The following is a 19,733-nucleotide window of genomic DNA, read 5'->3' as shown; positions in this document are numbered from 1 at the left end:
CCTCGTCGCCTATTCCGTCGACAGGCTGACGGCACGCTCCGCCTCGCCGATCGCCTCCGGCGTGCCGACATGCATCCAGACGCCATCGAGGCGCAGCCCGAACAGCCGACCGGCCTCGGCGGCGCGGGCGAACAGCTTCACCAGCGAGAACGGCCCCTCCGGCGCGCCGTCGAACAGCGCCGGCGCGAGCACCGCCGCCCCGGCATAGACGAAGGGCGCCACCAGCCGCTCGCCGCGCAAGGTAAGCCGGCCATCGCCATCCATGGAGAAATCGCCGCGTCCCTCATAGCCGACCGAGCCGGTGGCGGCGGCGAGCAGCAGCATCGCATCCATCCGCTCGGGATCGAACTCCGCCATGAGGCTCGGCAGATTGGGGCGGATGCCCTCGATCCAGATGGTGTCGGAATTGATCGAGACGAACGGCCCGTCGCCGAGCAGCGGCAGCGCCTTGCGGATGCCACCGCCGGTGTCGAGCAGGAGGCCGCGCTCGTCGGAGAACACCACATGCGGGCGGGTACGCCCGGCGAGATGCGCTTCCAGGAGATCGGCGAAATAATGCAGGTTGACCACCGCGGTCTCGATGCCGGCATCGGCCAGCCGGTCGAGCACATGGTCGATGAGCGGCTGGCCGGCCACCTCCACCAGCGGCTTGGGCCGGTCGTCGGTCAGCGGGCGCATGCGGGTGCCGAGGCCGGCGGCGAGCACCATGGCGTTGCGGATAGGGCTCATGTCGTCTGCGGCGGCTCGGAGGGTGGATCGACGGGGCGGGCGACGGGCTGGTCCGGGGCCGGAACATGCCGGTCGAACCAGGCCTTCAGCGGCGCGAGATCGGTGAAGGCGAGCCCGCGCTGGAGATAGTTCCATATACGCGGGATATGGCGAAGGTATTGCGGCTTGCCGTCCCGCTTGTCGAGACGCGCGAAGATGCCGAGGATCTTGGTCGCCCGCTGCGCGCCCATCACCGCATAGGAGGCCGCGAAGGCGCGGATGTCGAAATCCGCCTCCACCCGCCGGTCGCGGATGTAGCGGCCGAGCAGGTGCAGCTCCAGTTCCTCCGGCACGTCGACGCGCGCATCCTGCGCCAGCGAGACGAGGTCGTAGGCGGCGGGGCCCATCACCGCGTCCTGGAAGTCGATGAGGCCGACACGGGCCAGCCCCTGCCGGTCCGGCATCCAGATGAGGTTCGGCGAATGATAGTCGCGCAGCACCCAGGTCGGCTTCAGCGCGAGCGAGCCGGCGAGCGCCGCCGTCCACAGGCCGCGGAACTCGGCGCGCATGGCGTCGCTCACCGGCCCGCCGCCCCGATGGGGAATGTACCAGTCGAGCAGCAGCTCGACCTCGATCAACAGCGCCGCCAGGTCGTAAGCCGGCAATGTATGGTCGCAATCCGGCGAGACGGTGAGCGTCGCCGGCAGTTCCATGCCGTGCAGGGCCGCCAGCACGTCGGCGGCCGCCTCGTAGCGCTCGGCCACCGGCGCCGGCGGCACGCCCGCCACCACGCCCTCGTCGCCGAGATCCTCGATGACCAGCAGGCCGCCGGCGAGATCGGCGGCATAGATGGTCGGGGCCGAGAAGCCGCGCGCCGCGAGGCCGCGCGCCATGGCCACGAAGGGCTTCACGTCCTCGGCCAGATGGGCGATCTGGCTGTAGGGCTTGCCGTCGCGCACCGGCGGGCCGTCCGGCCGGCGCGGCGCGTTCATGAGAATGGCGTTGCGGGCCTTGCCGACCAGACGCTCATAGGCGCGGGTGGAGGCATCGCCCTGCAGATGCTTGCGGCGGGCGGGACCGAAGCCGGCGAGATCGATCAGCGAGCGGATCGCCTTCATGCGCCGGAGCGCCTCGGCGACCCGGCCATAGGCCATCAGCCGGACGCGCCGGGTCGTCGCGCTCGCTTCCGGCGTCAGGGCGATATGCACGTCCAGCCGGTTCGGCGCGTTGAGCAGCGCCGGCACCCGCTCCGGCCATTCGACCAGGGCGATGGCGCCATCGGCGAGTTCGTCCCAGCCGATCTCCTCCAGTTCGGCGGGATCGCCGAGCCGGTAGAAATCGGCATGCACCACGCGGTGGCGCGGCAGGTCGTAGGTCTGCACGAGATTGAAGGTCGGGCTGGGCACCTCGAGCTCGAGATCGTCGGCGAGCGCCCGGATCAGCGCCCGCGCCAGCGTCGACTTGCCGGCGCCGAGATCGCCGTCGAGGGTGACGAGATCGCCCGGCACCAGCGCGAAGGCGAGGTCCATGGCGAGGCGGCCGGTGGCGTGCTCGTCCGGCAGCACCACGCTCCAATGAACGGGCATTCCCGCGCCTTGCGCTCCCATGGCCTGTCCCCCGGCGACCTGACCGAACCCGATCTGCCCCTCCTTCATCGCCTACTCCGCCGCCACCTGCGCCGTGCCGCTGTCGAGCGGGAAGCGGCAGGTCACCAGCGTGCCGCCCCCCGGCGCCGGACCGATCTGGATCGATCCGCCGTGCAGGGCGACCAGCGAGCGCACGATCGACAGGCCGAGGCCGACGCCGCGATGGCGCGAGCCGGAGGTATGGCTCTCGAAGCGGTCGAACAGCCGGCCGCCGATTTCCGGCGGGATGCCCGGCCCCTGGTCGCGCACCTGGAAGATCACCTCGCCGCCGCGCCGCTCGGCCGCGAGCCGCACCGTCGAGCCGCTGGGGGCGAAACCCACCGCATTGGACAAGAGATTGTACAGCACCTGCCGCACCCGCTTGGCATCGGCGCGGAAGCTGCCGGCACCCGCCGACACCTCGATGGCGAGGGTGAGGTTGCCCTCCACCACCCGGTCGCGCACCCCCTCGGCCGCCGCATCCATCGCGCCGCGCACGTCGACCTCGGCGAGGTCGAGGCTCATCGCCCCGGCATCGATGGTGGCGAGATCGAGAATGTCGTTGATGATCGCCAGCAGCGCCGCGCTCGATTCGGTGATGTGGTTCACATAGGCGCGCTGGCGGTCGTTGAGCGGGCCGATGCCGGTGTCGTCGAGCAGCTGGGCGAAGCCGATGATCGTGGTCAGCGGCGAGCGCAACTCATAGGAAACGTGGCTGACGAAGGTGCTCTTGAGGTGGTCCGCCGCCACCAGCGCCTCGTTGCGGTCGACCAGCGCCCGCTCGACATTCACGCTGTCGGTGACGTCGCGCAGCGTGATCAGCGTCCCGCCGTCCGGCAGCGGCTGGGTGGAACCGTCGAGGATCGCCTCGTCGACGCGCTCCATGCGGAACACGGCCGGCATCCGGGCCTCGATGCCGGTCACCGCCGCACGCAGGCGTCCCCAGGCTGCCTCGTCCGCCGAGAGCGGCCGGCACGCCTCCACCACCGCGTCGATATGCGGCCGTCCGGCGAGCTGCCCTGCCTCCAGCTTCCACATGCGGCGGAAAGCGCTGTTGGAAAGGCCGAGCCGCCCGTCGGAACCGAACACCGCCACCGCCTCGGCGAGGGCGTCCAGCGTCTCGCTCTGGATGCGGGTCAGCGCGTTGAAGCGGCTCTCAAGCGCCAGCCGCTCGGTCACTTCGTCGAACAGATAGGTGATGCCGCCTTCCGGGTTGGGCGCGGTGACCACCCGCAGCGTCCGCCCGCCCGGCAGGTGCCACCAATGCTCGCGCGGCTCGATGGAGCGGTAGGCCTCGTGCAGCTCGGCGCGCCAGGCCCGGAAATCCGCCTGCTCCGGCAGGCGGCGGGCCGCGCGCAGCCGGTCCAGCACCGCGACGTCGCTCGGCCGGTCGTCGAGAAAGCCCGGATCGAGATCGAACAGGCTCGCATAGGCGGCGTTGTGGAAGATCAGCCGCTGGTCCTCGCCGAAAATGGCGACGGCGGTGGAGAGCTGGTCGAGCGTGCGCCGGTGCGCGCCGAGCGCGTGGGCGAGCTCGGTGCGGATGCGCTCCTCCTCGGTGGCATCGAGCGCGATGCCGGCGCTGCCGTCCCCGACCGCCGCTTCCCGCACATCGACCAGGCGGCGGCTGCCGGCCACCACCACCGGCAGGCGGGCCTGGAACGTCCCGGCCTCGGCGAGGGCGGCCAGCGCCTGGCGCCGGCCCTCGGCATCGAGCAGGGCGAGGTCGCGGCCGAGCGCCTCCTTGAGATCGCGCGCCTCCACCGCATGGACATAGGCGGCATTGGCGAAGGCGAGCCGCCCCTCGGCATCGGCAAGCCAGGCCGGCGCCGGGATGGCGTCGACGAGGTTGCGCAGCGCCCGCGTCTGGCGCTCCAGCAGCGCATGCGCCTCGGCGAGGCGGGCATGGTCGCGCCGCAGCCCGGCAATGTCGCGCAGCCGCAGCACCACGGCGGAACCGACCGGACGACCGTCGGCTTCGACATGGCGCCCGTCCTGCGTCACCAGCGACACGGCGAGCGGCGTGCCGCGGGCACGCAGGAGATCGACCGCGGCCTCGATCTCGCGCGCGGAGGGCGCGGCGAGCCAGCTGCCGAAGGCGAGGATGCGCGACGGCGCCGCGACGCCGGTGAAGGCGGGGGTATTGCCGATGATCTCGGGATCGGCGGCCGGATCGCGCCAGACCACGATGATCTGCGGCTCGGCCATGAGAAGGGCGCGGCCTTCCTCGATCTGCGCCTCCAGCCGGGAGATCTCGGCGAAGGCCGCCTCCTCCCGCGCCCGGGCCAGCCGGCGGAAGCGCACATGCACGATGGCGGTGGTGGTGGCGAAGGCGAGCAGGCCGAGCGCCAGCGACAGGCCGACCAGCGAGCCGGGGTCGAGCGCCGCCAGGCTGCGCGCCGCACCGCCCAGCAGATCCGCCGCCGCGGCCGGCCCGGCATCCGCCAGCACCGCCACCAGCGCGCTGGTGCCGAGCAGCCCGCGTCGCGGCGAGCGAAGGGAACGAACAGGACGGACCATGCGCACCGCCAGGGTCCGCATCCCACCTGCACCGCCGTTGCCGGCCGGCTGCGCCATCCGCGCCCGTCCCCCTTGTCCCGCCACGCTGCCCCGTATCGGTTCGGCACGGGGACGAAGCCCGCCGCCGAACATGCCGAATCAACGCGACTGTAGCGAAGCCGGAGTCGCTCTGGAATCCCCGCGCGGGCGGCGGCTCACAGCCCTTCGAACAGGGCGGTGGAAAGGTAGCGCTCGGCGAAGGATGGAATGATGACCACGATGGTCTTCCCCTCCATGTCCGGCCGGGCGCCGAGCTCGAGCGCCGCCGCGATCGCCGCGCCCGAGGAAATGCCGACCGGGATGCCCTCCAGCCGCGCCACGGCGCGGGCGGTCTCGAAGGCGGTCTGGTTGCCGACGGTGACCACTTCGTCGATCACCGAGCGATCCAGCACCTCCGGGATGAAGCCGGCGCCGATGCCCTGGATCTTGTGCGGGCCGGGCTGGCCGCCGGAGAGCACCGGGGAATCCTCCGGCTCCACCGCCACCATGCGCAGCGAGGGCTTGCGCGGCTTCAGCACCTGGCCGATGCCGGTGATGGTGCCGCCGGTGCCGACGCCGGACACCACCACGTCCACCGCGCCGTCGGTGTCGTTCCAGATCTCCTCGGCGGTGTACTGCCGGTGCGCCTCGGGATTGGCGGGATTGCGGAACTGCTGCGGGATGATGGCGTCGGGCAGCTCCTTCACCAACTCCTCGGCCTTGGCGACCGCGCCGCGCATGCCCTGCGCCGCCGGGGTGAGCACCAGCTCGGCGCCGAGCAGGGCGAGCATCTTGCGCCGCTCCACCGACATCGATTCGGGCATGACCAGCATCAGCTTGTAGCCATGCGCCGCCGCCACGAACGCCAGCGCGATGCCGGTATTGCCGGAGGTCGGCTCGACCAGCACCGTCGTCGGCCGCAGCACGCCGGCCTCCTCCATCGCCGCGATCATCGAGAGGCCGATGCGGTCCTTCACGCTGGCGAGCGGGTTGAAGAATTCGAGCTTGGCGAGGATGCGCGCCTTCACGCCCCGCTGCGCCGGCAGGCGGCGAAGCTCCACCAGCGGCGTGTCGCCGACCGTCTCGGTGATCGAGGAATAGACGCGGCCGCGGCCGGGCTTCGAGCCGGCAGTGACCGGCTGGCGGACGGGCGAAAGGGCGGGCTCGGCCATGTATGCCTCCGATGGGACGTGATCGCGGCGGATGCTTCGCCCGCCAGCATTGAACCGACGCCTAACATATTCACGTAATATTGTCGAGAAACTGAAGTATCACGAAATCAAATCGTGAAATCTATGCCTTCCGGCAGGGCGCGACGGTCTTCCTTCTGCGCCGAGCTGCGACAGAGATCCTCGACGGTCACCGCATCCAGCGCCGCCTCGAAGGTGCGCTCGGCCTCGCCAACGGCCGGCTGGATCACCTCGCGCACGATGGAGGGCAGGCTCTCCAGCGCGTCGCCCGCCTCCGCCTCCACCACCCGCACGATTTCGGCGACGGTGATGCGCCGGCGCTCGCGCGCAAGCTCGTAGCCGCCGCGCGGGCCGCGCACGCCCTTCAATACGCCGGCATGCACGAGGGACTGCAACACCGGCTCCAGATGGCGCGGCGGCAATTCGTGACGCGCAGCCAACGCCTTGGCCGCCACCGGCGTGCCCCGCGCATAGAGGGCGACGTCGACGACGGCGGCGATGGCCAGCAGGCTTTTGTCGGACAAACGCGGCATGTCTCTTGGCTAGCGCGATATTTGCCCGCCGTCGAGCCCCGTCGAGCCAAATCCACCATCTCCCCGCGTTGTTTTTTCTAAATCACGGGATTTTTCGAGAGTCGCGCGGAGGACGGGAGCCACCACCATCTGGCCGATGCGCATGCCGCGTTCGATGCGGAACGGCGCCTCGCCGAGATTCACCAGCAGCACCTTCACCTCGCCGCGATAGTCGGCGTCGATGGTGCCCGGCGCGTTGAGCACGGTGACGCCGTGCTTCAGCGCCAGCCCGGAGCGCGGGCGCACCTGCGCCTCATGGCCGGCCGGCAGCGCGAGGCAGAGCCCGGTGGGCACCGCCGCGCGCGCGAGCGGGGCGAGCACCAGCGGCTCGGCGTCGGGCACGGCGGCGATCAGGTCGAGGCCGGCTGCGCCCTCGGTCGCGTAGGACGGCAGCGGCAGGCCCTCGCCATGCGGCAGGACCTGGACGGGAATGACGAGGCTCATCAGGGGTTCTCCTGCCGGCCCAGCGTCTCCTGCCGGTCCAGCGCTTCGGCGATGCGGTCGACGAGCCGCCGCGCCACCTCCGCCTTGGAGGCGGTCGGCCAATCCTCCACCCCGGCGGCGCTGACGAGATGCACGGCGTTGCGGTCCGCCCCCATCACCCCGCCGGGAATGCCGCTCTGGTCGCCGCCATCCTGCGAGACGTCGTTGGCGAGGATCCAGTCGCATCCCTTGCGCGCGAGCTTGGCCTGCGCATGGGCGATGACGTTCTGCGTCTCGGCCGCGAAGCCGATGACGAGGCGCGGGCGCCCCGCGACGCGCCGGGCGATGCCGGCAAGAATGTCCGGGTTCTCGGTGAGAGCGAGCGGCGGGATGGCGTTGCCGTCCTTCTTCAGCTTCTGCCCGGCCTCGGCGGCAACTCGCCAGTCCGCCACCGCGGCGGCGAACACCGCCGCATCGGCCGGCAGGGCGGCCTCGACCGCCGCCAGCATCTCGCGGGCGGTCTCGACGCGGCGCACCTCGACGCCGGCCGGGTCCGGCAGGTTCACCGGGCCGGAGACCAGCGTCACCCGCGCGCCGGCGCGCGCGGCGGCGGCGGCGATGGCGTGGCCCTGCTTGCCGGAGGAACGGTTGGCGATGTAGCGCACCGGGTCGATCGGTTCATGGGTCGGCCCGGAGGTGACGAGCACATGCTTGCCCGCCAGCGCCCCGCCGGCCGCCAGCAGGGCCTCCGCGGCCTCGGCGATCTCGGTGGGCTCGGCCATGCGCCCGAGGCCTTCCTCGCCGCGCTCGGCCATGGCCCCGGCCATCGGGCCGATGAAGGCGATGCCGTCGGCCTTCAGCGTCGCGACGCTGCGCCGGGTGGCGGGATGCGCCCACATCGCCGGGTTCATCGCCGGGGCAACGAGCACCGGCACCCGGGCGGCCAACAGCACCGCGCCGGCGAGGTCCTCGGCGAAGCCGGTGGCCATCCGCGCCATGCGGTCGGCGGTGGCGGGCGCGAGGATCACGAGATCGGCCTCGCGGGCGAGGCGGATATGACCGATATCCTGCTCGGCGGCGCGATCGAACAATTCGGTGAACACCGGCTCGTGCGACAGCGCCCCGGCGGCGAGCGGGGTGACGAAATGCTGCGCCGCCGCGGTCATCACGACACGCACCCGGGCGCCGCGCTCCTTCAGCCGGCGGATGAGATCGAGGCTCTTATAGGCGGCGATGCCGCCGCCGATGATGAGAAGGACCGTCTTGCCTGCGAGCATGCGGAACTGCCTGCGCCTTTTGCCTGACAAGGCCTATAGCGCAGCGCGGCCGTGCGGCCCAGAGGCGATGGGGCCGAGATCGGGAGATCCATCCGGGCGATCACTCGGCCGGGCCGATATGGCGATCCGCATTCCGGCGGTCATGTTTGGCCAGACACACAGCGCCATAGGCGCCCGCCAGCAGAATGAGCGGAGCTCCAACCAGGACGTACCATTGCAGTAAGGTCATGGCTCGCACCTCCTTACGGCTTGAGCGTTCCGAGGATGATCCTCACCGTGTAATGTAAGGCGGCACCGACTAAAAGCCAAACGATGCCGACCGCCACGGTAAAGCCACCGCTGATCGGGCCGGGCATGCCGAAGGTGAAGGCAACCATCGGCGCCACCACCCCGGCGACGATGCTCGCCGCCGCCACCGTGTTGATCAGCGTGGCGAGGTATTTGGTGCGCTCATTCGGTACAAGGCTCATGACGACGTCCCGTCATAAGAGCAGATGCGCCGCCAGCAGCGCCGCGATCGCCCACAGCGCGAAGGTGAGGCCGCGATTGCCGCGCCCTTCCGCCCGGCCGATCGCCTCCACCGTTTCCGGCGCCAGCGCGATGCCGTCGCGGGTCGAGCGGTCGAGCTGGGCGGCGATGCGCTGGCCCTGCGCGACGAGGTCCGGCAGCGCCTGAAGCCCGCGCCCCACGGCCTGCAGCCCGTGCGTGGCCTCCTCCAGCTTGCCGGCCGGGCCGAGATTGCGCTCGATCCATGTCCGCACCACCGGCTCGGCGGTGCGCCACATGTTCAGGTTCGGGTCGAGGGTGCGGGCGACGCCTTCCACCACCACCATGGTCTTCTGCAAGAGCAGCAGTTCTGGCCGCGTCTTCATGTCGAACAGCGCGGTGACCTCGAACAGCAGCGTCAGCAGCTTCGCCATCGAGATCTCGCTGGCGCTGCGCGAATGGATCGGCTCGCCGATGGCGCGGATCGCCTGGGCGAAATCCTCCACCGAATGGTGCATCGGCACGTAGCCGGCCTCGAAATGCACCTCGGCGGTACGGATCCAGTTGCGGGTGATGAAGCCGTAGAGGATCTCGGCGAGGAAGCGCCGCTCCTTCACCCCCAGCCGGCCCATGATGCCGCAATCCACCGCCACCAGCCGGCCCTCGGCATCGATGAACAGGTTGCCGGGGTGCATGTCGGCGTGGAAGAAGCCGTCGCGCAGCGCGTGGCGCAGGAAGGACTGCATGAGGATGCGGCCCAGCTCCGGCAGGTCGTGGCCAGCGGCCCGCAGCCCCTCCATGTCGTTCAGCTTGATGCCGTCGATCCACTCGGTGGTCAGCACCTCCCGCCCGGTGCGGTCCCAGTCCACCGCCGGCACGCGGAAATCGGTCTCGGCGGCGGTGTTCTGCGCCAGTTCGGAAAGCGCGGCCGCCTCGAGCCGCAAATCCATCTCCATCGCCACCGAGCGCGCCAGCGTGTCGACGATGGCGACCAGCCGCAGCCGCTGCCCCTCCGGCGAGGCCCTCTCGCCGAGCCGGGCCGCCCGATAGAAGGAGGAGAGGTCGGCCCGGAAGCGCGCCTGCACGTCCGGCCGCAGCACCTTCACCGCCACGAGGCGCGCCGGGCCTTCGGCCTCCCGCGTCTCGCCCCGGTGCACCTGCGCGATGGAGGCGGCGGCGATGGGCGGGCCCAGCGAGGCATAAAGCGCCGCCACCGGCCGGTCGAGCGTACGGGCGACAGCTGCCTCCGCCACCGCCTGCGGGAAGGCCGGCATGCGGTCCTGCAGCACTTCGAGGTCGCGCGCCATCTCGACGCCGACCACGTCCGGGCGCGTCGCCAGGAACTGGCCGAGCTTCACATAGGACGGCCCGAGCCGGGACAGCGCGGCGCCGAGCGCGGCGGCGCTGGAACGGCCGTCGCGGCGTTCGATCAGCCGGGCGAGACGGAACAGCGGCTCGGTGCCGGGCGGCAATATGTCGGGGTCGACGCGGGCGAGCACGCCCTCGCGGGCCATCACATAGCCGGCGCGGGCGAGCCGCAGCATGTCTCCGAAGAAGGTGGCCACGATGCGTCCAGATCCTCGCGCTCAGATCCGCGCGCCGCTGTGCAGGCAGACGATGCCGCCCGTCAGCGGGGTCCAGGCGACGCGCTTCAGCCCGGCCTCGCGCATCATCTCGCCGAACAGCTCCGGCGCCGGGAAGCGGCGGATCGATTCGACGAGATACCGGTAGGATTCCGAATCGCCGGTCACCAGCCGCCCCATGGGCGGGATCGCCTTGAAGGAATAGGCGTCGTAGATCGCGTCGAGCCCCGGCACGTCGACGCGGGAGAACTCCAGCACGAAGGCGTGCCCGCCCGGCTTCAGCACCCGGCGCATCTCGGAAAGCGCCTTGTCCATGCGCGGCACGTTGCGGATGCCGAAGGCGATGGAGGTGGCGTCGAAGGACTTGTCCGGGAAGGGCAGTTCCTCGGCATTGGCCTCGACGAACTCCACCTTGTCCGCATGGCCGAGGCTGGCGGCGCGCTCGCGCCCCACCCCGAGCATGCCGCCATTGATGTCGGCCACCACCGCGCGCGTGCCGGCGCCGCCGGCCTCCACGGTGCGGAACGACACGTCGCCGGTGCCGCCGGCGACGTCGAGCAGGCGGAACGGCCGGTCGTTCTTCGGCGGACGGATGCGCGAGACGAGCAGGTCCTTCCACACCCGGTGCAGGCCGAGCGACATGAAGTCGTTCATCACGTCGTAGCGGCGGGCGACCGAGTGGAACACCTCGTCCACCATGCGCTGCTTGTCGCCCAGCGGCACGGTGCGATAGCCGAAATGGGTGTCGGCGCCGGCATCGGGCGAATGCGGGGCCGACACCGGCTCGGCGGCATCCTGCGGAATCCCGTCCTGCGCGCTGCTGCCTGCCGTCATCCTGTCCTCGCGATCCCCGCCCGGTCCGACCCCTGCGCCGACCGAAGCGCGGCCGGACCATAGCCGAGCCGCTCCCGCCCGACCAGACGGCGAGCCATGCAAGGCCCGCATGAGGTGGCAGATGGAGCGCGACGCCGGCCTTGCAAGGGCTCAGATGACCCGCACCAGCGTGCCGATCCGTACCCGGCCATAGAGGTCGATCACATCGTCGTTGCGCATGCGGATGCAGCCGGACGACACCGCCCGGCCGATGCTGTCGGCCTCGTTGGTGCCGTGGATGCGGTAGAGCGTGTTGCCGAGATAGAGCGCGCGGGCGCCGAGCGGGTTGTCCGGCCCGCCTTCCATGCGCTCCGGCAGGCCGGGACGGCGGGCATGCATCTCCGCCGGCGGCGTCCAGCTCGGCCATTCGGCCTTGCGGCTGATGCGCTCGGCGCCGCTCCAGGCGAAGCCCTCGCGGCCGACGCCGATGCCGTAGCGCAACGCCCGGCCGCCGCCCTGCAGCAGATAGAGGAAGCGCGCCCCGGTATCGACGATGACGGTGCCGGGGGGATCGGCCGAGACATAGGGCACGATCTGGCGGTTATATTCCGTGTTGACGCCCCGCCCGCCGCCGCCCGGATACACCGGCGCCGGCGCATTGGCGTCGAAATACCCGCCGGCCGCACCGCCGCCCTCGCGAGGCTGCGCGGAGAACACAGCGTAATTGCTGTCGTCGATGCCGTAGAAGCCGCCGCCCGACCAGCTGCGGGCCTGTGCCGCCGCCGGCGTCGCCACCAGCGTGCCGGCGAGCGCGGCGATCACCGCCGCCAGCACGATACCCGAGGCGACGGCGAGCGCCGCCCGCAGGCCGATGCCACGCCGGCTGCGGTGCACGCCGCCGCGCCATCCCGTTCTCCGCCGACCATGCATGCCAGGGCTCCGGCGCTCGCGCTCCATGCCCCCCAGCTTTCACCGTGCATGGTTAATGCGCGGTTAGCCGTGCGACCGGTCAGGCCGGGCAGCGGACATAGACCATGGTGCCGTAGCGGCCCTGAACCTCCTGGTCGACCCACTTCATCACCAGGATCTGGCCGTCGAAGCGCAGCACCTCGCGGTCGGACTGCGCGCCCGGCGGCTCGTCCGGCAGGCCGATGAAGGTCGGCCCCGGCGCCACCTGCTTCGACACCAGCTCGGACGGCGTCGACTGGTCGGCGAGATACATCATGAAGCCGCCATTCGGGCCGGCGCTGATCACGTAGGGCTGCCGGCAGCCCTGCCGGGCCTGCGCCTCGGTCCGGCTGGCGTCGTCCGGCCGGTGATAGGCGGCCAGGCCCCATTTGCCCACCAGCTGCTGGGCGGTGATCGGCGAGGTGTAGCGCGGCATGGCCGGCTCGACCGACGTCGGCGCCTGGGGCGTGCTGGCGCAGGCGGCCGCGAGCGCGGCCACCGCGGCGACGAGGGACAGACGCACGAAACGACTAGACAGCTTCATCGAGCACTCCGGGACGGGTAGATGCCGGTCGTAAAGACCAGCGACCAGGCAAACCCCGGCCGCACAAGTGAATGGGATACCTTCCCGCATACGGGCTTTACGCGGGAAACGGAAGGACACAATAGTGCGCCCTCGCCGACTCGTCGACGTTAACCGAGCCACACTACGAGAGAATTCGTTGAGCCTGCCCCTGATTCGCCTCGCCGGCGACGCCGATGGCGACGCGATCGCCGCCCTTATCGCCGGCGCTTTCGCCGAATATCCCGGCTGCATCTTCGATCGCGCCGCCGAATTCCCCGAGCTCGATGCCATCGCCAGCCACTTCGCCGTCCGGTCCGGCGCCATCTGGGTGGCGGCCGATGCCGGGACGGTCATCGGCTCGCTCGCGGCCGCCCCGATGCGCGGCCGCGACGCCCCCGCCGGCGCCGTGGAGATCACCAAGGTCTATGTCGCGCGTGCCGCCCGCCGCCGCGGCGTCGCCCGTGCGCTGATGGGCGAGGCGCTCGCCTTCGCCCGCGCCCATGGCGCGCCGGAGATGCGGCTGTGGACCGACACCCGCTTCCTCGACGCCCATCGCTTCTATGAGAGCCTCGGCTTCGAGCGCCTGCCGGGCACGCGGACGTTCGGCGACATGTCCGACACCTCGGAATATCCCTATCGCCTGTCCCTCGCCGGGGGGTGAGCGGCCCGCGCGCCCGTGGCGATGCGTCTCCGGCGATCCGTCTCCGGCGGCACGCCACGGCGCAAAAGCCGTTTCCCTCGGCGCCGACATCCTCTACACCTCCGGCCGCGAGGCACGCGCGGCCCCGCAGCCGGCGACCGATTCGCCGGCGAAGCGAGCGTAGCCTCGCCGGACCGGAACGCGCGCCGGCCGGCGCGCCTCGGCGGGGCGTCCGCCATTCCGCGTGCCATGATCACCCGCCTCATGCTCCGTCCCGCGCTCGGCCCCGCTTTGCTGGCGGTCGCCGGCATCTTCCTCCTGTCGATCATGGACGGGATGATCAAGTTCGTCGGCGAGACCCATTCGACGCCGCAAGTGGCCTTCATGCGCTATCTCGCCGGCGGCAGCATGGCCTTCCTGGTGTTCGCCGCCATGCGCACCCGGCTGCCCAGCCGCGAGACGCTGCGCCCGCATGCCTGGCGCTCCCTGGTGGTGACGGCGACGGCGCTGTCCTTCTTCTACGCCCTCTCGGTGCTTCCGCTCGCCGTGGTGCTGGCGCTGTCCTTCACCTCGCCGATCTTCATCGCGCTGTTCGCCGCGATGATTCTCGGCGAGCGCCCCACCGGCTCGGTGGTGATCGCCATCGGCATCGGCTTTCTCGGCGTGCTGGTCGTGCTGTTCAGCCAGATCGCGCCCGGCGCGGCCGAGGAGGCCAACCTGCTCGGCATCGCCGCCGCCCTGGTCTCCGCCGTCACCTATGCGCTGTCCATGGTGGTGCTGAAGAGCCGGGCGGCGCGCGACCCGCTCTCGACCATCGTGCTGTTGCAGAACCTGTTCCCGGCGCTGCTCATCGCCCCGCTCGGGGTGATGTTCTGGACGGCGCCGGATGCGGGCGAACTCGCGCTGATGCTGCTGATCGGCGCGCTCGGCACCGCCGGCCATCTGTGCCTCGCCGCCGCCTATCAGCGCGCCGATGCCAGCCGGCTCGGCGTGTTCGAATACACCGCCTTCATCTGGGCGATCCTGATCGGCTTCTTCGCTTTCGGCGAGATTCCCGGCGCCGCCACCCTCCTCGGCGCCGGCCTGATCATTGGCGGCGCGCTCATCGCCTCGCGGCGCGCCCGCGTCAACGAGCCGGAGGTCGATGTCGGCCCGTAGCAGGGAGATGGACGGACGGCGCTGCCGAGAAACGCTCCAAAATCGGCCGCCGCCGCCCGATGCTCTGGACGCGGCAGGCGCAGCGGCTAAGTTGGCGACCGACGCCCATCCTGCCCGGAGATCCGCATGCCCGCCGCCCCGCGCTCGTCGCTCCTGTCGCGCCTGACCGCCGCTGCGCTCCTCGTCGCGGGGATCGCCGGGCCGATGGCGGCGCGCGCCGCCGAGCCGATCCGCATCGGCGAACTCAACAGCTACAAGGCACAGCCGGCCTTCCTCGAGCCCTATCGCCGGGCGATGGAGCTCGCCGTCGAGCAGGTCAACGCCGCCGGCGGCATCAACGGGCGCCCGCTCGAGCTGATCATCCGCGACGATGGCGGCAATCCCGGCGACGCGGTGCGGGTCGCCGAGGACCTCGTCACCCGCGAGAAGGCCGACGTGCTCACCGGCACCTTCCTGTCCAATGTCGGCCTCGCGGTGGCCGGCTTCGCCGACAAGCGCAAGGTGTTCTTCCTCGCCTCCGAGCCGCTGACCGACAAGATCACCTGGGCGGACGGCAACCGCTACACCTTCCGCCTGCGCGCCTCCACCTACATGCAGGTGGCGATGCTGATGCCCTATGCGGTGAAGGCCAACAGGAAGCGCTGGGCGCTGGTCTATCCCAATTACGAATACGGCCAGTCGGCCGCCGCCACCTTCAAGACGCTGCTGAAGGCCGCGCAGCCGGACGTGGAGTTCGTCGCCGAGCAGGCCACCCCGCTCGGCAAGCTCGATGCCGGCGCGGTGGCGCAGGCGCTGGCGGACGCCAAGCCCGATGCGGTGTTCAACGTGCTGTTCGCCGCCGACCTCGCCAAATTCGTGCGCGAGGCCAATAGCCGCGGCACGCTGGACGGCACCTTCGTCGTCAGCCTCCTGTCCGGCGAGCCGGAATATCTCGACCCGATGAAGGACGAGGCGCCGCAGGGATGGGTCGCCACCGGCTATCCCTGGTACGCCATCGCCACGCCCGAGCACAAAGCCTTCCTCGACGCCTATCAGGCGAAATATGGCGAGCCGCCGCGGCTCGGCTCGATCGTCGGCTACACCGCCATCATTTCCCTCGCCGAGGGGCTGAAGAAGGCCGGCGGGCCGGACACCGAGAAGCTGGTGGAGGCCTTTAAGGGACTGGCCGTCACCGGCCCGTTCGGCCCGTTCACCTACCGCGCCAGCGACCACCAGGCCACCATGGGCGCCTTCGTCGGCACGCTCGGCCAGAAGGACGGCAAGGGCGTGATGCTCGATCCCGTCTATGTCGACGGCGCGAGCGTGCTGCCCTCCGACGCCGAGGTGGGGAAGCTGCGGCCGAGGCGCGACTGAGGGCGCCGCGCGGAACGGCGACGCGTGGGTCGGCGAGGTGTGGGTCGGCGAGGTGTGGGTCGGCGCTGCACGGTACAGGCACTTCAATCGTGGGCCGGCAGGCAGGCCATCCGCCAATTCTCGCAAGCCGACCTTTCTTTCTCTCTCCCCGCCGAACTCGGCTGTTGCCGAGTTCGGTTCTGGCGAGGCCGAAACCGGATGTATCCGGTTTCGACGGAGAGGTGGCCCGCGAAGCGGGGCGGTGAGGGGGAACGCGGCTGCGGAGCCTTGGAGCGTCCACACCCTCACCCTACCCCTCTCCCCGACGGGGAGAGGGAGAAGAGCCCGGTCCTCGCATGCCCCGCCTCTTGGTGGCCGCGAGCACATCTCGGCCCCATTCCGACCGGTCCGCAAGGAACGCCGTTCAACCCCGCCGGATCGCGGCGATCCACCCGATGCCGGCTCCGCGCACGCCGGGCAACCATCAAGACCTGAACCGGCAAGGAGGCCCGCGTGACGCTCGATTCCCTGGCGTTCCAGATGATCAACGGGCTGGCCTCGGCTTCCGGCCTGTTCTTCGTCGCCGCCGGCCTGTCGATCATCTTCGGCGTCACCCGCATCGTGAACATGGCGCATGGCGCCTTCTACATGCTGGGGCTCTATCTCGCGGTGACGCTGGCCGACCGCCTGCCTGGCCCACTCGGCTATTGGGGCGGGCTGCTCCTCGCTGCGCTCGCCATCGGCCTGCTCGGCGCGGCGGTGGAGATCCTGCTGCTGCGGCGCATCTACCACGTGCCGGAGCTCTACCAGCTGGTCGCCACCTTCGCGCTCGCCCTCATCCTCAACGACGCCGCCCTGTGGCTCTGGGGGCCGGAGGACCTGCTCGGCCCGCGGGCACCGGGGCTGAAGGGCTCGATCGAGCTCATCGGCCGCCGCCTGCCGGAATATGACGTCTTCCTGGCCATCGCCGGCCCCGCGGTGCTGCTGGGGCTGCACCTCTTGATGAAGCGCACCCGCTTCGGCCGCACGGTGCGCGCGGCGACCCAGGACCGCGAGATGGTGGCGGCGCTCGGCATCAACCCCGCGCTGTTGTTCACCGCCGTCTTCGCCCTCGGTGCCTGTCTCGCCGGCCTCGGCGGGGCGCTGCAGACCGCCCGCGAGCCGGCCAACCTGTCGCTCGACCTTGCCGTGCTTGGCGACGCCTTCGTGGTGGTGGTGATCGGCGGCATGGGCTCGATCCCCGGCGCCTATGTCGCCGCGGTGCTGGTGGCGCTGACCAAGGCCCTGTGCATCGCGCTGGGCACCGTCGACATCACCGGCTGGGCGTTCAACATGAGCAAGCTGACGCTGGTGGCCGAATTCCTGGTGATGGCGCTGGTGCTGGTGCTGCGCCCGCAGGGCCTGTTCGGCCGCCCGCACGGCGCCCCCGCGCGGGGACAGGCCGACGAAGCTCCCCTGCGGCCGCTGGGCGCCAGCGGCCGCACCCTCGCCGGCCTCGCGCTGGCGGCCGCACTCGCCGTGCCGCTGCTCGCCTCGGCCTGGGCCTATGCGCCGGTGCTGGCGCTCGACATGCTCGTCGCGGTGCTGTTCGCCGCCTCCCTGCATCTCGTCATGGGGCCGGGCGGGATGGCCTCCTTCGGCCACGCCGCCTATTTCGGCCTCGGCGCCTACGGCACGGCGCTGGCGGCGACCGGGCTCGGCCTGCCCACGGTGCCGGCCTTCGGCGTCGGCATCCTCGCCGCCGGAGCGGGAGCGCTGGTCTTCGGCTGGTTCTGCGTGCGGCTGGAAGGCGTCTATCTCGCCATGCTCACCCTCGCCTTCGCGCAGATCGTCTGGTCGGTCATCTTCCAGTGGGAAGAGGTCACCGGCGGCTCCAACGGGCTGATCGGCATCTGGCCGGACTGGCCGTTCGACAGCCGCGCCGGGCTCTATCTCGCCGCCCTCGCCGTCACCGTCGCGGGCCTCCTGATGATTCGCCGGCTGATCCACGCCCCCTTCGGCCACGCGCTGCGGGCCGGGCGCGACGCGCGCCGGCGGGCGGAGGCCTCCGGCATCGACGTCGCTGGCATACGCTGGCTCGCCTTCCTCGCCTCCGGCCTGCTCGCCGGCGCGGCGGGCGGGCTCTACGCCTTTGCCAAGGGCTCGATCTCGCCGGAGACGCTGGCGGTCGGGCGCTCCATCGACGCATTGGTGATGGTGCTGCTCGGCGGCCTCTCCAGCCCGGCCGGGCCGGTGCTCGGCGCCGGCGCCTTCACCCTGCTGCAGGACATGGTGATGCGCGAGACCGCCTATTGGCGCGCTTTGCTCGGCGCGCTGATCCTCGCCCTCGTCCTGCTGTTTCCCGGCGGCATCGCCGGCGGCCTGTCGCGCCTCGCCGCCCGATGGAGCCCGGCCCGATGACCGCCGCCGCGCCGGTGCTGCGCGTCGAGGGCCTCGCCAAGTCCTATGGCGGCGTGCGTGCCCTCGACGGGGTGAGCTTCGAGGTGCAGGCGGGCGAATTGCTGGCGCTGATCGGCCCCAACGGCGCCGGCAAGTCGACCTGCTTCAACGTGGTGAACGGCCAGATCCGCCCCGATGCCGGCACGGTACGCCTCGCCGGGCGCGACATCACCGGCCGCGCGCCACGCGCCATCGCCCGGCTCGGCGTCGGCCGCACCTTCCAGATCGCCGCCGTCTTCGTCTCGCTCACCGTGCTGGCCAATGTCGAGACGGCGATCCTCGCATCGCGCGGCCGCAGCTTCGGCCTGTGGCGCCCGCAGGACGGGCAGGCGCGGGACGAGGCGCTGGCGCTTCTCGAACAGACCGGGCTCGCCGCGCGGGCGGAACATGCCGCCGCCGGCCTTGCCTATGGCGACGTCAAGCGGCTGGAGCTCGCCATCGCGCTGGCCGGCTCGCCGCGCCTGCTGCTGATGGACGAGCCGACCGCCGGCATGGGCGCCCATGAGCGCCTCGCCCTGATCGGCCTGGTGCAGCGCCTGGCCGCCGCGCGCGGCCTCGCGGTGCTGTTCACCGAGCATTCCATGGACGTGGTGTTCGGCCATGCCGACCGCGTCCTCGTGCTCGCCCGCGGGCGGGTGATCGCCGATGGCAGCGCCGAGGCGGTGCGCGCCGACCCGCAGGTGCGCGCGGTCTATCTCGGCCGTAGCGGGACGGAGGGACGGACGTGACGGCGCCGCTGCTGGAAATCGACGGACTGGAGGCCTGGTACGGCCCGGCCCAGGCGCTGTTCGGCCTGTCGCTCACCGTGGGGCGCGGCGAAGCGGTGGCGCTGATCGGCCGCAACGGCGCCGGCAAGAGCACCACGCTGAAGGCGGTGATGGGACTGGTGCGCCATCGCGCCCGCCGCCTCTCCCTCGGCGGCGCGGATATTTCCGGCCTGCCGCCCCACCGCGTCGCCCGGCGCGGCGTCGGCTATGTCCCCGAGGACCGCCGCATCTTCATCGATCTGACCGCCGAGGAGAACCTCGCCCTCGCCCGCCGCCCCGGCCGCGACGGCATCGACCGCTGGCCGCCGGAGCGGCTCTTCGCGTTGTTCCCCAATCTCGCCGAGCTGCGCGGACGACGCGGCGACGCCATGTCCGGCGGCGAGCAGCAGATGCTCGCCGTGGCCCGCGCCCTGGTCGGCAATCCCGATCTGCTGCTGCTCGACGAACCCTCCGAGGGCGTGGCGCCGATCATCGTCGAGGAGATGGGCGCCGCCTTGCGGCAATTGAAGGCGGACGGCCTCTCGCTGCTGCTGTCGGAGCAGAACGCCGCGCTGTGTGAGGAACTCTGCGACCGCGCCTATCACATCGACCAGGGCGCCCTGCGCTGGAGCGGGCCGATGGCGGACGCCCGAGGCATCGAGGACGGAACCGCGGAGTGAGGGAAGGCCG

Annotated in this window: 19 protein-coding genes; 6 read left to right on the top strand and 13 right to left on the bottom strand. The window is 71.4% G+C overall.

The features are described 5' to 3' along the window. Window positions 1-9 precede the first annotated feature (9 nt). From KHC19_RS09775 to KHC19_RS09720, 13 genes are all read right to left on the bottom strand, one after another. Window positions 10-729: a nucleotidyltransferase family protein gene (locus KHC19_RS09775; protein WP_213352160.1), complete on the bottom strand. Its 720-nt coding sequence runs from the start codon at window positions 727-729 to the stop codon at window positions 10-12. Further along, window positions 726-2,294, bottom strand: coding sequence for a tRNA (adenosine(37)-N6)-threonylcarbamoyltransferase complex ATPase subunit type 1 TsaE (gene tsaE, locus KHC19_RS09770; RefSeq protein WP_246548581.1), 1,569 nt, complete (start codon window positions 2,292-2,294; stop codon window positions 726-728). Before tsaE ends, KHC19_RS09775 begins: the two co-directional genes overlap by 4 nt. 72 nt (window positions 2,295-2,366) lie before the next feature. Beyond that, window positions 2,367-4,853, bottom strand: a complete 2,487-nt coding sequence (locus tag KHC19_RS09765) for a PAS domain-containing sensor histidine kinase (RefSeq protein ID WP_246548572.1) — start codon at window positions 4,851-4,853, stop codon at window positions 2,367-2,369. 194 nt (window positions 4,854-5,047) lie between these two features. Next, window positions 5,048-6,043, bottom strand: coding sequence for a cysteine synthase A (cysK, locus tag KHC19_RS09760; RefSeq protein WP_213352158.1), 996 nt, complete (start codon window positions 6,041-6,043; stop codon window positions 5,048-5,050). 107 nt (window positions 6,044-6,150) lie between these two features. Further along, window positions 6,151-6,594, bottom strand: a complete 444-nt coding sequence (locus KHC19_RS09755) for an RrF2 family transcriptional regulator (RefSeq protein ID WP_213352157.1) — start codon at window positions 6,592-6,594, stop codon at window positions 6,151-6,153. Window positions 6,595-6,603: 9 nt separating this feature from the next. Next, window positions 6,604-7,077 carry a dUTP diphosphatase gene (gene dut, locus KHC19_RS09750; protein WP_213352156.1) on the bottom strand — a complete coding sequence of 158 codons (474 nt, stop codon included), beginning with the start codon at window positions 7,075-7,077 and terminating at the stop codon, window positions 6,604-6,606. Then, window positions 7,077-8,333, bottom strand: coding sequence for a bifunctional phosphopantothenoylcysteine decarboxylase/phosphopantothenate--cysteine ligase CoaBC (coaBC, locus tag KHC19_RS09745; protein WP_213352155.1), 1,257 nt, complete (start codon window positions 8,331-8,333; stop codon window positions 7,077-7,079). Before coaBC ends, dut begins: the two co-directional genes overlap by 1 nt. A gap of 100 nt (window positions 8,334-8,433) precedes the next feature. Next, a complete protein-coding gene (locus tag KHC19_RS26195; RefSeq protein WP_281418557.1) occupies window positions 8,434-8,562 on the bottom strand; it encodes a hypothetical protein in 129 nt (42 codons plus the stop codon). A gap of 13 nt (window positions 8,563-8,575) precedes the next feature. Continuing rightward, window positions 8,576-8,803, bottom strand: coding sequence for a hypothetical protein (locus KHC19_RS09740; RefSeq protein WP_213352154.1), 228 nt, complete (start codon window positions 8,801-8,803; stop codon window positions 8,576-8,578). Between the two features lie 12 nt (window positions 8,804-8,815). Further along, window positions 8,816-10,363, bottom strand: a complete 1,548-nt coding sequence (gene ubiB, locus KHC19_RS09735) for a 2-polyprenylphenol 6-hydroxylase (RefSeq protein ID WP_213352310.1) — start codon at window positions 10,361-10,363, stop codon at window positions 8,816-8,818. Between the two features lie 42 nt (window positions 10,364-10,405). Beyond that, window positions 10,406-11,236 carry a bifunctional demethylmenaquinone methyltransferase/2-methoxy-6-polyprenyl-1,4-benzoquinol methylase UbiE gene (gene ubiE / locus KHC19_RS09730; protein ID WP_213352153.1) on the bottom strand — a complete coding sequence of 277 codons (831 nt, stop codon included), beginning with the start codon at window positions 11,234-11,236 and terminating at the stop codon, window positions 10,406-10,408. 150 nt (window positions 11,237-11,386) lie between these two features. Beyond that, complete coding sequence (locus KHC19_RS09725; RefSeq protein ID WP_343207685.1) at window positions 11,387-12,109, bottom strand: L,D-transpeptidase; 723 nt, start codon at window positions 12,107-12,109, stop codon at window positions 11,387-11,389. A gap of 115 nt (window positions 12,110-12,224) precedes the next feature. Further along, window positions 12,225-12,707, bottom strand: coding sequence for a hypothetical protein (locus KHC19_RS09720; protein WP_213352151.1), 483 nt, complete (start codon window positions 12,705-12,707; stop codon window positions 12,225-12,227). Between the two features lie 178 nt (window positions 12,708-12,885). Here KHC19_RS09720 and KHC19_RS09715 point away from each other — a divergent pair, with 178 nt between their 5' ends. The 6 genes from KHC19_RS09715 (at window position 12,886) to KHC19_RS09690 (ending at window position 19,723) form a co-directional block, all read left to right on the top strand. Continuing rightward, on the top strand, window positions 12,886-13,389 hold the full coding sequence (locus KHC19_RS09715) for a GNAT family N-acetyltransferase (RefSeq protein WP_213352150.1): 504 nt from the start codon (window positions 12,886-12,888) through the stop codon (window positions 13,387-13,389). A gap of 243 nt (window positions 13,390-13,632) precedes the next feature. Continuing rightward, the gene (locus tag KHC19_RS09710; protein ID WP_213352149.1) at window positions 13,633-14,526 is read left to right on the top strand and encodes a DMT family transporter; all 894 of its coding nucleotides are present in this window, start codon (window positions 13,633-13,635) and stop codon (window positions 14,524-14,526) included. Between the two features lie 126 nt (window positions 14,527-14,652). Beyond that, window positions 14,653-15,879 carry an ABC transporter substrate-binding protein gene (locus KHC19_RS09705; protein WP_213352148.1) on the top strand — a complete coding sequence of 409 codons (1,227 nt, stop codon included), beginning with the start codon at window positions 14,653-14,655 and terminating at the stop codon, window positions 15,877-15,879. 519 nt (window positions 15,880-16,398) lie between these two features. After that, the gene (locus KHC19_RS09700) at window positions 16,399-18,258 is read left to right on the top strand and encodes an ABC transporter permease (RefSeq protein ID WP_246548672.1); all 1,860 of its coding nucleotides are present in this window, start codon (window positions 16,399-16,401) and stop codon (window positions 18,256-18,258) included. Next, entirely contained in the window at window positions 18,255-19,025 is a 771-nt protein-coding gene (locus tag KHC19_RS09695; protein ID WP_213352146.1) for an ABC transporter ATP-binding protein, read from the top strand. Before KHC19_RS09700 ends, KHC19_RS09695 begins: the two co-directional genes overlap by 4 nt. After that, complete coding sequence (locus tag KHC19_RS09690) at window positions 19,022-19,723, top strand: ABC transporter ATP-binding protein (RefSeq protein ID WP_213352145.1); 702 nt, start codon at window positions 19,022-19,024, stop codon at window positions 19,721-19,723. The genes KHC19_RS09695 and KHC19_RS09690 overlap by 4 nt, the downstream gene beginning before the upstream one ends. Window positions 19,724-19,733 lie beyond the last annotated feature (10 nt).

This window comes from Ancylobacter oerskovii (assembly GCF_018390555.1).
GTDB classification, from domain to species: Bacteria; Pseudomonadota; Alphaproteobacteria; order Rhizobiales; family Xanthobacteraceae; genus Ancylobacter; species Ancylobacter oerskovii.
The sequence above is the reverse complement of the archived record's forward strand: the minus strand, read 5'-3'. Positions and strand labels throughout refer to the sequence as shown.

Coding starts and splice junctions, on each gene's coding strand:
- cysK (WP_213352158.1), bottom strand. CDS start 6,043: ATGGCCGAGCCCGCCCTTTCGCCCGTCCGCCAGCCGGTCACTGCCGGC.
- ubiB (WP_213352310.1), bottom strand. CDS start 10,363: ATGCTGCGGCTCGCCCGCGCCGGCTATGTGATGGCCCGCGAGGGCGTG.
- KHC19_RS26195 (WP_281418557.1), bottom strand. CDS start 8,562: ATGACCTTACTGCAATGGTACGTCCTGGTTGGAGCTCCGCTCATTCTG.
- KHC19_RS09740 (WP_213352154.1), bottom strand. CDS start 8,803: ATGAGCCTTGTACCGAATGAGCGCACCAAATACCTCGCCACGCTGATC.
- KHC19_RS09705 (WP_213352148.1), top strand. CDS start 14,653: ATGCCCGCCGCCCCGCGCTCGTCGCTCCTGTCGCGCCTGACCGCCGCT.
- KHC19_RS09720 (WP_213352151.1), bottom strand. CDS start 12,707: ATGAAGCTGTCTAGTCGTTTCGTGCGTCTGTCCCTCGTCGCCGCGGTG.
- KHC19_RS09695 (WP_213352146.1), top strand. CDS start 18,255: ATGACCGCCGCCGCGCCGGTGCTGCGCGTCGAGGGCCTCGCCAAGTCC.
- KHC19_RS09710 (WP_213352149.1), top strand. CDS start 13,633: ATGCTCCGTCCCGCGCTCGGCCCCGCTTTGCTGGCGGTCGCCGGCATC.
- ubiE (WP_213352153.1), bottom strand. CDS start 11,236: ATGACGGCAGGCAGCAGCGCGCAGGACGGGATTCCGCAGGATGCCGCC.
- dut (WP_213352156.1), bottom strand. CDS start 7,077: ATGAGCCTCGTCATTCCCGTCCAGGTCCTGCCGCATGGCGAGGGCCTG.
- KHC19_RS09775 (WP_213352160.1), bottom strand. CDS start 729: ATGAGCCCTATCCGCAACGCCATGGTGCTCGCCGCCGGCCTCGGCACC.
- KHC19_RS09765 (WP_246548572.1), bottom strand. CDS start 4,853: ATGGTCCGTCCTGTTCGTTCCCTTCGCTCGCCGCGACGCGGGCTGCTC.
- tsaE (WP_246548581.1), bottom strand. CDS start 2,294: ATGCCCGTTCATTGGAGCGTGGTGCTGCCGGACGAGCACGCCACCGGC.
- KHC19_RS09700 (WP_246548672.1), top strand. CDS start 16,399: ATGATCAACGGGCTGGCCTCGGCTTCCGGCCTGTTCTTCGTCGCCGCC.
- KHC19_RS09755 (WP_213352157.1), bottom strand. CDS start 6,594: ATGCCGCGTTTGTCCGACAAAAGCCTGCTGGCCATCGCCGCCGTCGTC.
- coaBC (WP_213352155.1), bottom strand. CDS start 8,333: ATGCTCGCAGGCAAGACGGTCCTTCTCATCATCGGCGGCGGCATCGCC.